The sequence below is a fragment of the Stenotrophomonas sp. YJH_SMC_81 genome, from assembly GCF_059370875.1.
The window spans coordinates 389674-402457 of the sequence record NZ_JCAFUB010000003.1 but is presented as its reverse complement, the minus strand read 5'-3'; the positions used below and the strand labels follow the sequence as shown (position 1 = coordinate 402457).

The following is a 12784-nucleotide window of genomic DNA, read 5'->3' as shown; positions in this document are numbered from 1 at the left end:
GGGCGCGGGCGCCAGGAAAGGTGGTTGCCAGTGTGCCCGGAGAAAGATGAATGGCCGATCAGGGCGACATTATGCCGCCCTGAACGTCCATCGGCGATTCAGCCGCCAGATGCCGGCAGCTTGCCGTACAGCACCTGGCCGCGGAAGCCGCGACGCACTTCGCGGTACAGCGCGCGGAACGCGGGGTAGTCCTGCGGCTGGCACAGCGCCTCCGGCCCACGCACCGCGTTCTGCCGCAAGCGGTGGTGCACGATCACGTCCTGGCCCTCGCGGCTCCAGTCCACGCGGTACTCGCCGGCGGCGTTGGCGAAACGCTGGCTGGCCGGGATGGCGATGATCGGCGCATTGGCCGGGAACTGCAGGCGATAGGTTTCCTCGCGCAGGCTGGCATTGCAGTAGAACGGCGTCTCGTTGGCCGGCGCCGAGGCGGTGGCGTACAAGCCACGTACCGACTCGCCGCCCGGCGGATCCGGCACGGCCATGCCGCCGGCCACGCTGAAATCGGCGTAGTCCTCGGCCTGGAACGCCATGCGATAGCCGAAGGGCCGGGTCAGGTCGACCGGCACGCCCTGGATCTGCAGCTGCCCTCGCCCATCGAAACCGGACGAGGCCATGATCTGCTCTTCAGCGCGCGCACGGTTCTGCGCGTTGAGCTGGGAGAACTGCGCACGCATGCCGATCTCGGCGTTCTCGCCAAGCTTCGGAATCGTCTCACCGCGCAGGTTGCCGTTGGCGTCGAAGGTGAATCGCACTTCCATCGAGGTGGCATTGCGCTCCGGCGTGTTGGCCGGGGTACGCGCCAGCGTGGCGTCACGGGTACGCATCACCGGCGCACCCAGGTCACCTTCCGGCAGCTGCCCGAAGCGTGCCCACGCGGTGGTCGAATCCAGGTAAAGATCAAACTCGGGGATATAGGTGATGGCGTGGTTGAAGCGGCCCAGCACCGGAATCTTCGGCAGCGTCGGGCCGCCCCCCGCACCGATCAGCACCGGCGAGCTGGCGATACCCTTGGCCGCCAGCAGCGCCTCGAGGATCGTCACGTGGTCCTTGCAGTCACCATAGTGATTGTCGAGGATGCTCTGCGCGCTGTTCGGCTCCAGGCCGCCGTTGCCCAGGTACACCGCCACATAGCGGATGTTCTGCGCGACCCAGCGATACAGCGCATCAGCCTGTTCGCGGCGGTCGCTGATGCCGGCGGTGATCTCATCAGCGAGCGCCTGCAGCGCCGGGGTCACCTCGGCCGCCGGGCCCGCCTTGAGCTGGTAGGCGCGCCCCATCTGCGACCAGTCACGATACGTGCTGGCCATGATGTTCGGGCCGAACTCCCAGCCCGCCGCCGACCAGTTCTGCGCCGGCATCGCCTCGCGGCGCTGGTAGCGCCAGCGCCATTGCGCCTGGCCATTCTTCACTGTCGGCCGGTCACTGCCCTGCACGCCGCGGCTGTCCACGTACATCGGCAGGTTGGCCGGCGCACTCAGGGTGACCTCGGCGTCCTCGTACTCGGTGAACACGTTGAAGGTCTCCCACAGGCCGAAATAGCCCGGGAAGTACGGCGTAGCCTGGGTGCGACGCACCTGGTAGTACAGGCGCGTGCCCGGGGCCAGGTTCGGGAACACGATCACCCGCACCTTGCGGTCGGCATACATCGCCGCCGAGGCGCTGGAGTAGCTCTCCTGCGTGTAGATACGGTCGGCCGGAACGTCGCGGCGCTGGCCGTCGGCAGTGATGGTGTAGGCGCCAAGCACCTCCAGCGTTTCCATCTTCTCGCTGTAGCTCAGCCGCACCTGGCTGAACTGCTCGACCGAGGCCTTGGTCTTGAGCAGGACTTCGTAGGTTTCGGTCTGCACATTGCCCGCATCCGGCCGGACCTGGTAGTCGGCGCGGTAACGGACAATGCTGAAATTATTGCTGGCTTCGGTATCGCCGCTGGTGGAAGGCGGCGCCGTGGCGGGCGCGGAGGTGGCGGTTTCTGCCAGTGCCGGGCCGGCAGCCATCAGGGCAGCCAGCGCCAGCGCCAGCGCGCTTGGTACGGGGTGAAGCATGCGTCGGTTCCTTGGACGTCGTGGGGGATACGTCGGGTCTTACTTCGGCGGCGGCGGTGCCAGCACCGTGCGGTCGCCGTTGTGCTCGGGCGGGCTGACCACGCCGGCCGCTTCCATGGCCTCGATCAGTCGCGCTGCACGGTTGTAGCCGATCTTCAGCCGGCGCTGCACGCCGGAAATCGAGGCACGGCGGGTCTCGGTGACCACCCGCAGCGCTTCGTCATACAGCGGGTCGGACTCGTCGCCGGCCGCACTGGTCTCGGGCAGGCCAGTGGCGCCGACGACCACGCCGTCGCCCATCGTCTGCACTTCGTCCAGCACGCCGTCGACATAGTCGGCCGGGCCCATCGCCTTGAGGTGCTCGACCACGCGATGTACTTCGTCGTCGGACACGAACGCACCATGCACGCGCTCGGGCAGCGCGGTGCCCGGCGGCAGGTACAGCATGTCGCCGTGGCCCAGCAGGGTCTCCGCGCCAGACTGGTCGAGAATGGTGCGCGAGTCGATCTTGGAGCTGACCTGGAAGGCGATGCGGGTCGGGATGTTGGCCTTGATCAGGCCGGTGATCACATCGACCGACGGGCGCTGCGTGGCCAGGATCAGGTGGATGCCAGCCGCACGCGCCTTCTGTGCCAGGCGCGCGATCAGCTCTTCCACCTTCTTGCCGACGATCATCATCATGTCGGCGAATTCGTCGATGAAGATGACGATGAACGGCAGCGTTTCCAGCGGACGCGGCGCCTCGCCCAGCTCCGGGTTCGGCTTGAACAGCGGATCCATCAGCGGCTGGCCGGCGTCCTGGGCTTCCTTCACCTTCTTGTTGAAGCCAGCCAGGTTGCGCACACCCACCGCGCTCATCAGCTTGTAGCGGCGCTCCATCTCGGCCACGCACCAGCGCAGGCCGTTGGCGGCCTCCTTCATGTCGGTAACCACCGGCGCCAGCAGGTGCGGAATGCCCTGGTAGACGCTCAGCTCGAGCATCTTCGGGTCGATCATCAGCATCCGCAGGTCTTTCGGCGAGGCCTTGAACAGCAGGCTCAACACCATCGCGTTGACCGCCACCGACTTGCCCGAACCGGTCGTACCGGCCACCAGCAGGTGCGGCATGCGCGCCAGGTCGGCCACGGTCGGGCGGCCGGCGATGTCCTTGCCCAGCGCCAGGGTCAGCACGCTGGCCGATTTGTCATATTCCTTCGAGCGCAGCAGCTCGGACAGGAAGATCATCTCGCGGGTGACGTTGGGAATTTCCAGGCCGATGACCGACTTGCCCGGGATGACGTCGACCACGCGCACCGACTTCACCGACAGGCCGCGCGCGATGTCCTTGTCCAGCGAACTGATCTGGCTGACCTTGATGCCCGGTGCCGGCTCGATCTCGAAGCGGGTGATGACCGGGCCAGGGTTGGCGCCGACCACCTGCGCATCGATGCGGAAGTCCTTCAGCTTGAACTCGATCTGCCGCGACAGCGTTTCCAGCGTTTCTTCGTCGTAGCCCTTCGGCTGCGGCTTGGGATCATCCAGCAGCGCCAGCGGCGGCAGGTCGGAACCATCGCCGTTGACGCCACGGAACATCGGAATCTGGGTATCGCGCTTGGCACGATCACTCTTCTCGATCACCGGCTCAGGGCGCGGTTCGATCTTTACCGGCTCGCGCTTGGCGCGCACTTCGGCGTCGGCCTTGCGCACTTCCTGGCGCTCCTCGCGCATCACCCGGGTCTGCTTCCACTCGGTGACTTCTTCCTTCTTGCGTTCCAGCAACGGCGCCAGCGACATCACGCCACGGCCGATCTTCTCCATCACCGTGAACCAGGACAGCCCGGTGGCCAGGGTGATCGAGGCCAGCAGCAATACCAGCACGAACAGGTTCGCCCCCAGCGCGCCGAAGCCCACCGTGAGCGAATTACCCACCAGCTTGCCGAGGATGCCGCCGGCACTGGCGACATCGCCACTGAACAGGCGCACATGCAGGAAGCCGGTGCCGGCGATCAGGAAACCGACCAGGCCGACCAGGCGCAGCGCCGGGTCCAGATCGTTCTCGCCCTTGCTCTCGCGCTTGAGGCCGAACATGGCGATCCACGCCAGTGCGCCGAGCACCACCGGCAGCAGGAAAGCGATGTAGCCGAACAGCTGCAGCAGCACGTCGGCAATCCAGGCCCCGGCGCGGCCACCCAGGTTGTGCACCGGCGCGACCACGCTGCCGGTATGCGACCAGCCCGGATCCGTGGCTGAATAGGTGAACAGACTGGCCGCCAGGTACAGCAGGGCCGGCGCGATGGCGATCAGGCCCAGATCGCGCCAGAGGCGCTGGCGGCGTGGATTGTCGGTCGCCGCCGCCGCGGCCGTGCGACGTGACGCCTTGCTGTCGTCGGACTTGGAGCGTTCGGGGACCTGCTTCGCCACCTTAGACCATACCTTTGGAATGCGCTGTTAGTGATTGATAATAAATGAGACGGCGTCAGTTTTCAGTTATGCGACGCCCGACAGGGCAATCCGAGGCCCGGAACCACCGTTGGATGACGGCGTTCTGTTCATCCGCTTGAATCGCCCTGCCCCAGCCGCCACTCTATGACCTGCCTTGGATGCTGCGCAAACATCGCCAGCGCCTTGTCCCATCTACCTTTTCGCGAGTTTACATGAGCACCAGCCTGCCCTCCCGCCACCAGCGCCTCGTCATCCTCGGTTCCGGACCGGCCGGCTGGACCGCCGCCGTCTACGCCGCCCGTGCCAACCTGAAGCCGGTCGTCATCACCGGCCTGCAGCAGGGTGGCCAGCTGATGACCACCACCGAGGTGGACAACTGGCCGGGTGACGCCCACGGCCTGATGGGCCCGGACCTGATGGCGCGCATGCAGGCGCACGCCGAGCGCTTCGAAACCGAGGTCATCTTCGACCATATCCACACCGCCGACCTGTCGCAGCGCCCGTTCAAGCTGATCGGCGACAGCCACGAGTACACCTGCGACGCGCTGATCATCGCCACTGGCGCCACCGCCAAGTACCTGGGCATCCCGACCGAAGAGACCTTCAAGGGCCGCGGCGTCTCCGCCTGCGCCACCTGTGACGGCTTCTTCTACCGCGACCAGGACGTGGTCGTGGTCGGCGGCGGCAATACCGCCGTGGAAGAGGCGCTGTACCTGTCCAACATCGCCCGCAAGGTCTACCTGGTCCACCGCCGCGACACCCTGAAGGCGGAAAAGATCATGCAGGACAAGCTGTTCAGGAAGGTGGCCGAAGGCAAGATCGAGACCGTCTGGCACCACCAGGTGGAGGAAGTGCTGGGCAACGATGCCGGCGTGACTGGCGTGCGCGTAAAGTCCACCTTGGACGGCAGCACCCGCGACATCGACGCCCACGGCTTCTTCGTGGCCATCGGCCACCATCCGAACACGACCCTGTTCGACGGCCAGCTGGCGATGAACAACGGCTACCTGGAAATCCGCTCGGGCCTGGGCGGCAACGCCACCCAGACCTCGGTGGAAGGCGTGTTCGCCGCCGGCGACGTGGCCGACCAGCACTACCGCCAGGCGATCACCTCGGCCGGCTTCGGCTGCATGGCCGCGCTGGACGCCGAGCGCTACCTGGACGCGCAGGGGAAGGCCAGCTGAAGCGCTGGTTATGCTCTGTAGAGTCGAGCCATGCTCGACTCAGGCAAGGTCGACGCGAAAGCGTCGGCCTTTGTGCTTTCAGTAGTGCCAGGCCATGCCTGGCAGACCGAAGCCTGCCCTCACGCCCGTACGCACGCCTGCGAGAACTCGACCGGTGCCGTGGCAACGCCATCCGCGTCGCGCAGTACAGCAATCCAGCGCGCGACACCCGGGTCTGGGCCATTGCAGGCGAGATTGATGGTCAGCGGTTTGGCAGGGTCATCGAACGTCGTCGCCGATGGCGTGCACGCGCCTTCCTCCGAACAGGACGCCAGCGAGAGCTCAACCGACACCGGATACTGGGGATTCCCGGCATATCCAAGTTCAATGTCCCGGGCCGCTTGGATCGGCACGTCGGTATCCGGCACCGGATGCAATGCCAGGGGCTCGCAGGTCTTTCCTGATACCCACAGGCGATAGCCCTTCTCCACCCCTTTCATCGACGCCGAGCGGAAGACGGGGTCCTGCAGCGCCTTGGCATCATCCGGATTCGTGTGAAACGCCGTCTCTACGATGATCGATGGCATGTGCGCCTCTCGGTTCTCCCCCTTGTTCAGCGCGTGCGGAGCGGGAGCCACGGTGAATGCCGCATACTCAGGTAGCGAGTGAATCAGCTCCTTCATCGAGCACAGGACACTCTCTGCAAGAGCAGCATCCATCGGCCTACCAGGTTGCACGATCACACGAGTACCGCGCGCGGCCCCCGAGGGTTCTCCATTGCTGTGCAGATGAATCGCCACCTCAGCTCCGTGGTGGTTTGCGAGAAGCGGCCGACTGTTGATGTCTTCACGCTCCTCCCGATCCCAAAGCGTACTGCCTGCGTACGTGTTCCATATCTTTGTCTCGGCCGGATACTGCTCGGCAATCGCGTAGCGCGCAGCTATGGTCCACCACTCCTCACCACTCGGAGGATGAGTCGTTCCCGTGATCTGAACGCGCGGGCGGATGACAGGCATTTGACTCCTTTGCTCGATCATCGCCTTCAGGTCCGCGGCGTACGACGGAGTCAACAGCCCCTCCGAGACGCCATTCCATTCATCCCTTGAGGTCACCCACCGGTTGTCCTTGTAGCTGTAGAAATACCCATGCCCGGCTGCGACAAACGCCATCCCGGACCCAGGCGTTCCACGCGTCCGCCGCAGCGCTTCCCCCGCTTCCCGCGCCGCATCGTCCGCAGCCTTTATCTCAGGAAAGTAGTATTCGATCTCTTTCCCGTCATACAGAAAAACGACACGACTGAACGGAGCCGCCTGCTCGGCCCAATGCAGTAGTCCAAAACTGATCTCGCTTCGCTGATCCTCGAACGACGGCCCGTAATCGGCAGGAAGGAAGACCCGATCCAGCGCCACGGTCACTACACCGTTGGCGATATCTGCTGATACCTCAACCCGGCGACTCCGCGCCTGGCCATCTACAAGACGAACGCTCTCCAGAATGTCGCGCGCCTTCTGGGTCAAGAGGATGTCGAGCCCAGTGTCCTGCTCCACCGCACGAGGAGCGTCAACGGCCTGCGCGGGGCTGATCAACAGTCCGCCGCCCACAAGAGACAGCAGAACAGAAAGGGATCCAAGGCGAAGCTTCTGGTTCATTTTGGCTACTCCATGCAAAGAGTGAATGCACCGCTCCAGCGGCGCAGCTCACTCTGTCCTTTCGAATTCAGGCATTCCGCAACCCAGCGCACACGGATGGACAATTCAAACTTTCCTCATCCCCAACCGGAACAAACCAACCCAGCCCCGCCAGCACCGTTCGCGATCCACCTGGCCTATCCTTGCCAACCATGCCCTCCGCCCGCTTCCTCGACTCCCTGCAGTCCATTCCCGCCACCGACTGGGACGCCCTGCACGACGGCCAGAATCCGTTCGTCAGCCACGCCTTCCTCTCAGGCCTGGAACAGCACGGCTGCCTGCGCGAGGACTGGGGCTGGCAACCCCGGCACTTCACGCTTTGGGAGGGCGAGCGCCTGATCGGCGCCATTCCGGGCTACCTGAAGACCAACTCCCACGGCGAATTCGTGTTCGACCATGCCTGGGCCAACGCCTATGCCCGGCATGGCCGCGACTACTACCCGAAATGGCTGGGCGCGGTGCCGTACTCGCCGGTCACCGGGCCGCGCCTGCTGGCCCGTCACGATTCAGAGCGCACCACGCTGCTGTCGGCGTTGCGCGACGCACTGCCAGCACTGGAGGTGTCATCGGCCCATATCAACTTCCACACCGCAGTGGACGAGGCCCTGTTCGGCGATGACTGGCTGCTGCGCGAGGACGTGCAGTTCCAGTGGCAGAACCCGGGTGACTGGGCGACATTCGAGCAGTTCCTCGGTGCGATGAACCACAAGCATCGGAAGAACATCCGCCAGGAACGGGCCAAGGTCACCCGCCAGGGCATCACCTTCCGCGTGGTGCATGGCGACGACGCCAGCCGCGCCGACCTGCAGGCGATGTACCGCTTCTACCTGCAGACCTTCCTTGAGTACGGCAATGCCCCGGCGCTGACCGAGGCCTTCCTGCGCCATCTGGCCATTTCATTGGGACGCGGGCTGGTGCTGTTCCTGGCCGAGCAGGAAGGCCAGCCGATTGCCGGCGCACTTTGCCTGCGCGGTGGTGACACGCTGTACGGTCGCTACTGGGGCGGCGCCACATTGCCCGGCCTGCATTTCGAAGCCTGCTACTACCAGGGCATCGAATACTGCCTGCGCGAAGGCCTGAGCCGTTTCGAGCCGGGCGCCCAGGGCGAGCACAAACTGGCGCGCGGCTTCCTGCCAGCACTGGTGCGCAGTCGGCATTGGGTGGCCGACGCGGATTTCGCCGAGGCGTTGCAGGAGTGGTGCCGGCAGGAGCGGCGCGATGTGCGGCGGTACCGGCAGGAGCTGCTGGGGCACAGCCCATTTCGCGCGGACGGGTGACCAGCCAACCAGGGTTGGCATCTACCGCGGCATTCGCGCGGGGCCGCGACGACTACAATGCCGGCATGACCCGTCAGCTGCCCTGGCGCCTGGCCGATGCGCCGGACGCGCCCTTCCCTCCGGCCGAGACCGCCCTGCACCAGCCCGACGGCCTGCTCGCGGTGGGTGGTGACCTGCATCCAGCGCGCCTGCTCAACGCCTACGCCGGCGGCATCTTTCCGTGGTTCAGCGAGGGCGAGCCGATCCTGTGGTGGTCGCCTGATCCGCGAATGGTGTTCCGCACCGATGGCGTGCACCTGTCCAGCCGCTTCCGCCGCCAGCTGCGCGGTAGCACGTGGGAGGTCACCGCCGACACCGCCTTCAGCCAGGTGATGCGCGCCTGTGCGGCGGCACCTCGGCCCGGCCAGGACGGCACCTGGATCAGCCCGGCGATGGTCGAGGCCTACAGCCAGTTGCACGATCTCGGCTTCGCCCATTCGTTCGAAGTCTGGGACCGTCAGTCGCTGGTCGGCGGCATCTACGGAGTGGCCATCGGGTCGATGTTCTTCGGCGAGAGCATGTTCAGCGGCGCCAGCGGGGGTTCCAAGATCGCGCTGGCGGCACTGGCGTCCACGATTCACGGCTGGGGCTGGGAGCTGATCGACGCCCAGGTGGAAAATCCGCACCTGCTGCGGATGGGCGCCGAACACCTGCCGCGCTCGGAATTCCTGCAGCACGTGCGCCAGGCCGTGCGCCATGACGGCCGTGAAGGCTCGTGGACACAGGCCGTCGGACGCTTGCCAGCCCGGCATTTGGCCGGCGGTTAACACAAACTTTGCAAGCTGGGCCGGTCACGCGTAAAATACCGCGCCTTAGGCCCAGCGTGGCCGTTTTCTGAACCGCACAGGACTACATGTCGAAAGACGATTCCATCGAGTTCGAGGGCACCGTCAGCGAGACGCTGCCGAACACCACTTTCCGCGTTCGTCTGGAAAATGGGCACGAAATCATCGCCCACATCTCCGGCCGCATGCGCAAGAACTACATCCGCATCCTCACCGGTGACCGGGTCAAGGTTGAAATGACCCCGTACGACCTGACCAAGGGTCGTATCACCTACCGCATGAAGTAAGCGGTCGGCGCGCTGCGCCACTTCGACAAGGCCAGCCCTGGTTGCTGGCCTTTTGTCATGCCTGCCATCCGGCCCTGCCGGAGGTCATCGTGACCGAACTCACCGTGACGTCGGTCAGCCCTGCTTGCGGCAGATTCGCATCTGCATCCGTAGCAGCATCGTGGGACCCGGTCCAGTCCGGACCGCCACCCCCCTGCCCTGCCATGAACATGCTCCCGCTGACCGCTCTGCTCGTCGCCCTTGCCGTGTCCGCCAGCGCGCTGCCTGCGCACGCCGCCGATGCCCCCGCTGCGGCGAACGCCGCTGACTGCATCCAACTGGGCAGCGACCAGCAACTGGTGCGCGCCGGCGCCTCGCGCAACATCCTGCTGCGCAATGGCCAGGACCACTACCTCGTGCATTTCCAGGACGACTGCTCGGCGGCAGGCTACTCGCGGAAACTGAGCTTCGCCACGGACGGCCAGCAGGGCCTGCTGTGCGCTGCCGGCCGCAGCCAGCTGAACACCGATTCCAGCCGCTGCATCGTGTCGCAGATCGAACCAGTTGACGAGGCAACCTTCAAGAAGAAAGCCCGCCAGCGCAGCCGCTGACGTCGCGTACAACAAGGGCGGCCGAAGCCGCCCTTGTCATTTCAGGTCCGCCGAAACCGGCCGGGGGTCAGTTCATTCCACGGTGACCGGCAGCAGGCGCTCCGGTTCGGCCTGGGTTTCGACCACCAGCTCGTCGTCGCGCACATCGATGCTCACCTTGCCGCCGTTGACCAGCTTGCCGAACAGCAGCTCGTCGGCCAGCGGACGCTTGATCCTGTCCTGGATCACGCGGGCCATCGGACGCGCCCCCATCAGCGGGTCGAAGCCGTGGTGGGCCAGCCAGTCGCGCGCGGTTGGCGTGGCCGAAAGGCTGACGTGCTTGTCCTGCAGCAGCATCTCCAGCTCGATCAGGAACTTGTCGACCACGCGCAGGATGTGCTCGAAGCCCAGCGCCTGGAACTGCACCACCGCATCGAGGCGGTTGCGGAATTCCGGGGTGAAGCTGCGGCGGATGGTCTCCATCGCGTCGGTGGCGTGGTCCTGCTTGGTGAAGCCGATCGAGCGCCGCGAGGCCTGCGCCGCGCCGGCATTGGTGGTCATCACCAGCACCACGTTCTTGAAGTTGGCCTCACGACCGTTGGTATCGGTCAGCACGCCGCGGTCCATCACCTGCAACAGGATGTTGAAGATGTCCGGGTGCGCCTTCTCGATTTCGTCCAGCAGCAGCACGCAGTGCGGCGTCTTGACGATCTTCTCGGTCAGCAGGCCACCCTGGTCGAAGCCGACGTAGCCCGGAGGGGCACCGATCAGGCGGCTGATCGAATGCGGCTCCATGTACTCGGACATGTCGAAGCGGACCAGCTCGATGCCCAGCTGCAGCGCCAGCTGCTTGGTCACCTCGGTCTTGCCGACACCGGTCGGGCCGGCGAACAGGAAGTTGCCGATCGGCTTCTCCGGGTTGCCCAGGCCCGAGCGGGCCAGCTTGATTGCCGAGGACAGCGTCTCGATGGCCGGATCCTGCCCGAAGATCACCATCTTCAGGTTGCGCTCCAGGTGCTGCAGCACATCCTTGTCGGTGGCACTGACCTGCTTGGTCGGGATGCGCGCCATCTTGGCGACGATCGCCTCCACTTCCTCGACGTCGATCAGCTCCTTGCGCTGGCCTTCCGGCAGCAGGCGCTGGCGGGCACCGGCCTCGTCGATCACGTCGATGGCCTTGTCCGGCAGCAGGCGGTCGCCGATGTGCTTCACCGACAGGTCCACCGCAGCCTGCAGCGCTTCATCCGAATAGGTCACGCTGTGGTGCAGCTCGTACTTGGACTTCAGGCCCTGCAGGATCTCGTAGGTCTCGCCCACGGTAGGCTCGACGATATCGATCTTCTGGAAGCGGCGGGCCAGTGCCCGGTCCTTCTCGAAGATGCCGCGGTATTCCTGGAAAGTGGTCGAACCGATGCAGCGCAGCTCGCCGGAGGCCAGCGCCGGCTTGATCAGGTTGGACGCATCCATGGTGCCGCCCGACGCCGAGCCGGCGCCGATGATGGTGTGGATCTCGTCGATGAACAGCACTGCGTTGGGCACCTTCTTCAGCGCGGTCAACACACCCTTCAGCCGCTTCTCGAAGTCGCCGCGGTACTTGGTGCCGGCCACCAGCGCACCCAGGTCGAGCGAGTAGATCACCGCGTCGGCCAGCACGTCGGGTACCGAGCCCTCGACGATGCGGCGGGCCAGGCCCTCGGCGATGGCGGTCTTGCCCACGCCGGCCTCGCCCACGTACAGCGGGTTGTTCTTGCGGCGGCGGCACAGGACCTGGATGGTGCGCTCGATCTCGTCGCCACGACCGACCAGGGGATCGATGCGGCCGGACCGGGCCTGTTCGTTGAGGTTGCTGGCGAATTCGGTCAGGGCATCGCCCTTCGGCTCGCCCTCCCCGCCTTCCATGCGGCCCTCGCCGTCGGAGGAGGAGGACGGCTGCTCGCCTTCCTCGCCCAGCTTGGCGATGCCGTGGGACAGGTAATTGACCACATCCAGCCGGGTCACGTCCTGCTGGTTGAGGTAGTAGACGGCGTGGGAGTCCTTTTCGCCGAAGATGGCGACCAGCACGTTGGCGCCGGTGACCTCCTTCTTGCCCGAGGACTGCACGTGGTACACGGCCCGCTGCAGCACCCGCTGGAAGCCCAGGGTCGGCTGGGTGTCACGGCCGTCATCTTCGGCCAGGCGGGACACCGAGGCCTCGATGGCCTGCTCCAGCTCCTGGCGCAGGCGTTCGGCGTCGGCACCACAGGCCTTCAGTACGGCCTGGGCGGACGGGTTGTCGAGCAGTGCCAACAGCAGGTGTTCGACCGTCATGAACTCATGCCGGGCCTCACGGGCGCGCTTGTAGCACTGGCCGATGGTGTGTTCGAGGTCTTTGCTGAACATGGATTACTCCGGCGGCAGATGGGAACAATATGCGGCCTGACTACGCGATTTCCATCACCCTAGCGGATTGCTGCGTTCAGATGGCGTTAGCACTGCAGAACGCTTGATCTTCGTTCACTCCAGAAGACCTCAAT

The 12784-nt window shown here is 65.4% G+C and carries 9 protein-coding genes; 5 read left to right on the top strand and 4 right to left on the bottom strand.

Annotated elements, in window-relative coordinates; translation table 11 throughout:
- Nucleotides 1-98 precede the first annotated feature (98 nt).
- Complete coding sequence (locus AC5P8U_RS08295; RefSeq protein WP_438914618.1) at nt 99-2042, bottom strand: DUF3857 domain-containing protein; 1944 nt, start codon at nt 2040-2042, stop codon at nt 99-101.
- A 39-nt stretch (nt 2043-2081) separates the two neighbouring features.
- On the bottom strand, nt 2082-4442 hold the full coding sequence (locus AC5P8U_RS08290) for a DNA translocase FtsK (RefSeq protein ID WP_111104379.1): 2361 nt from the start codon (nt 4440-4442) through the stop codon (nt 2082-2084).
- 233 nt (nt 4443-4675) lie between these two features.
- Between AC5P8U_RS08290 and trxB the strand changes: the two genes are divergently transcribed.
- Nucleotides 4676-5647, top strand: a complete 972-nt coding sequence (gene trxB, locus AC5P8U_RS08285; RefSeq protein ID WP_005416486.1) for a thioredoxin-disulfide reductase — start codon at nt 4676-4678, stop codon at nt 5645-5647.
- A 119-nt stretch (nt 5648-5766) separates the two neighbouring features.
- On the opposite strand, the gene AC5P8U_RS08280 is transcribed toward trxB, so the two are convergent.
- On the bottom strand, nt 5767-7275 hold the full coding sequence (locus tag AC5P8U_RS08280) for an N-acetylmuramoyl-L-alanine amidase family protein (RefSeq protein ID WP_353080006.1): 1509 nt from the start codon (nt 7273-7275) through the stop codon (nt 5767-5769).
- A 191-nt stretch (nt 7276-7466) separates the two neighbouring features.
- On the opposite strand from AC5P8U_RS08280, the gene AC5P8U_RS08275 reads away from it, so the two are divergent.
- The 4 genes from AC5P8U_RS08275 to AC5P8U_RS08260 all read left to right on the top strand — a co-directional run bounded on the left by AC5P8U_RS08275 (nt 7467) and on the right by AC5P8U_RS08260 (nt 10292).
- Nucleotides 7467-8591: a GNAT family N-acetyltransferase gene (locus AC5P8U_RS08275; protein ID WP_188241056.1), complete on the top strand. Its 1125-nt coding sequence runs from the start codon at nt 7467-7469 to the stop codon at nt 8589-8591.
- A gap of 65 nt (nt 8592-8656) precedes the next feature.
- Entirely contained in the window at nt 8657-9397 is a 741-nt protein-coding gene (gene aat / locus AC5P8U_RS08270; RefSeq protein ID WP_188241057.1) for a leucyl/phenylalanyl-tRNA--protein transferase, read from the top strand.
- An 86-nt stretch (nt 9398-9483) separates the two neighbouring features.
- Entirely contained in the window at nt 9484-9702 is a 219-nt protein-coding gene (gene infA / locus AC5P8U_RS08265) for a translation initiation factor IF-1 (protein ID WP_005409596.1), read from the top strand.
- Between the two features lie 89 nt (nt 9703-9791).
- The gene (locus AC5P8U_RS08260; RefSeq protein WP_342365974.1) at nt 9792-10292 is read left to right on the top strand and encodes a hypothetical protein; all 501 of its coding nucleotides are present in this window, start codon (nt 9792-9794) and stop codon (nt 10290-10292) included.
- Nucleotides 10293-10364: 72 nt separating this feature from the next.
- On the opposite strand, the gene clpA is transcribed toward AC5P8U_RS08260, so the two are convergent.
- Nucleotides 10365-12650, bottom strand: coding sequence for an ATP-dependent Clp protease ATP-binding subunit ClpA (gene clpA, locus AC5P8U_RS08255; protein ID WP_061478688.1), 2286 nt, complete (start codon nt 12648-12650; stop codon nt 10365-10367).
- Nucleotides 12651-12784 lie beyond the last annotated feature (134 nt).